Raw genomic sequence first — 2,076 nt, 5'->3', positions numbered from 1 at the left:
GGCGCAGCGCATGCCCGGCGATCCGCCCGGCCAGTTCGTCTTCCAACTGGGCCACCAGCGTCCGGTCGCCGCCGCGCACCGGCTGCCAGCGCGGAAAGGCGGCCAGGGACGGGATGGCCGGGGAGAGGGTGGCCAGGGAAGGGGTGGTCGCAACTGGCATGGTCCGGCCTCCGGAACAGTTTGAAGGAATATGTATCAACTGTACCGGTTCTGTTCCGGTCCTATGGTCAATACTGGTGCCGGACGCCCGTCCGCAACCGGAGATTTTGCAATGTCCGCCTTCTGGCATGATTTCGGCGCATTGTTCGCCTTCGCCCTGGTGGCCTCGATCACGCCGGGGCCGAACAATACGATGCTGGCCGCATCGGGGCTGAATCACGGCTTCCGCCGCACCCTGCCGCATATGCTGGGGGTCGCGGTCGGCTTCGTGTTCATGGTGGGGCTGGTCGGGATCGGGCTCGGCAGCGTCTTCGACCGGCTGCCGGCGCTGTACCAAGTACTGAAATATGTCAGCGCGGCCTATCTGCTGTGGCTGGCGTGGAAGATCGCGACCGCCGCCGGCGGCGGGGGCGCGGCGGGGGCCGGCCGGCCGATCGGCTTTTTCCAGGCGGCCGGATTCCAGTGGGTCAATCCCAAGGCGTGGATCATCGCCATCGGCGTGGTGTCGGCTTATACGCCGCGCGAGGATTTCCTGGTCAATCTGGCGATCGCCAGCGCGATCTGCGGCGTGGTGACGGTGCCCGCCGTCAGCCTGTGGGCCGGGTTCGGCTCGGCCATGCGGCGCTTCCTGTCCCGTCCGGCGGTGCTGCGCGGCTTCAACCTGGCCATGGCGCTGCTGCTGGTCGCCTCGCTCTATCCCCTGGTGCAGGAGGCCGTGCGATGAAGACGATCGGCTTGCTGGGCGGGCTGAGCTGGGAAAGCAGCGCGGTCTATTACCGGTTGATCAACCAGGGTGTGCAGCAGCGCCTGGGCGGGGTGCATTCGGCGCGGTGCCTGCTCTGGTCGTTCGATTTCGCCGAGATCGAGCACCTGCAGCGCGCCGGACGATGGGCGGACGCCACCGCGCTGATGATCGACGCGGCCCGGCGGCTGGAGGCGGGCGGTGCCGATATCGTACTGATCTGCACCAACACCATGCATCGCATGGCCGATGCGGTGCAGGCGGCGCTGGCGGTTCCCCTGCTGCACATCGCCGACCCGGTGGCCGCAAGGCTCCGTGCCGACGGCCGGCGGCGCGTTGCGCTGCTGGGGACGCTGTTCACGATGGAACAGGATTTCTATCGCGGGCGGCTGGCCCGCATGCATGGGCTGGAGGTGCTGACCCCCGATGCGACAGATCGCCAGGCGCTGCATCGCATCATCTATGACGAACTGGTCCGGGGGACCATCCTGCCGGAATCGCGGCAGGTGGTATGCGCCATCATCCGGCGACTGGCGGATCAGGAGGCGGAGGCGGTCATCCTGGGCTGTACCGAAATCATGCTGCTGGTCGGCCCGGACGACAGCGCGCTGCCGCTCTACGACACCACCGCGCTGCATGCCGAAGCGGCGGTACGGCTCTGCCTGGAATAGAAGACGGGCCGCACGGGCCAAAGATCAGAACGGGCCAAAGACCGGAAACAGCCGGTCAGGACCAGGAAGAATTGCCGCGGTGCGACGGGATAGCCGGTATATTGCCCGGACGCGCCGGTGGCCAGGATCGTGCCCCATCCGCGTCGCCCGCGTTTATCGCCACCCGCCGCCCAGCGCCTTGACCAGCGCGACATAGGCGGCCAGGCGCCGCGTGGCGATGTCGACTTCGGACAGCCGGTCGGACAATTCGATATTGCGCGCCACGATCACGCTATAATCATTCGCCAGGCCGCCGGTGCCCAGTTGCCCGGCGCGGTGCGTGGCGTCGGCGGCGGCCAGGACGGCTTCGTGCTGGCTGACGGATTCCTCGGCCAAATGGCGCAGGGCGGCCAGGGCGTCCTCGACGTCGCGCCACGCATCCAGCACGGTCTGGCGGTACCGGGCCACGGTTTCGTCATGGACCGCGCCGGCGTGGGCGTTCAGCGCGGCGCGCCGGCCCCCGTC

Annotated in this window: 2 protein-coding genes and 1 pseudogene; 2 read left to right on the top strand and 1 reads right to left on the bottom strand. The window is 68.2% G+C overall.

Annotated elements, in window-relative coordinates:
* Positions 1-271 precede the first annotated feature (271 nt).
* Together HUK84_RS15865 and HUK84_RS15860 are read left to right on the top strand one after the other, a co-directional pair.
* Positions 272-883, top strand: a complete 612-nt coding sequence (locus HUK84_RS15865) for a LysE family translocator (protein ID WP_176641147.1) — start codon at positions 272-274, stop codon at positions 881-883.
* Entirely contained in the window at positions 880-1,572 is a 693-nt protein-coding gene (locus tag HUK84_RS15860; protein ID WP_176641146.1) for an aspartate/glutamate racemase family protein, read from the top strand. The genes HUK84_RS15865 and HUK84_RS15860 overlap by 4 nt, the downstream gene beginning before the upstream one ends.
* Positions 1,573-1,725: 153 nt before the next feature.
* Here HUK84_RS15860 and HUK84_RS15855 read toward each other — a convergent pair.
* Positions 1,726-2,076 (bottom strand): annotated as a pseudogene (locus tag HUK84_RS15855) (efflux transporter outer membrane subunit); the annotation flags it as partial.

The organism is Nguyenibacter vanlangensis, assembly GCF_013376155.1.
Lineage (GTDB): Bacteria > Pseudomonadota > Alphaproteobacteria > Acetobacterales > Acetobacteraceae > Gluconacetobacter > Gluconacetobacter vanlangensis.
The sequence above is the reverse complement of the archived record's forward strand: the minus strand, read 5'-3'. Positions and strand labels throughout refer to the sequence as shown.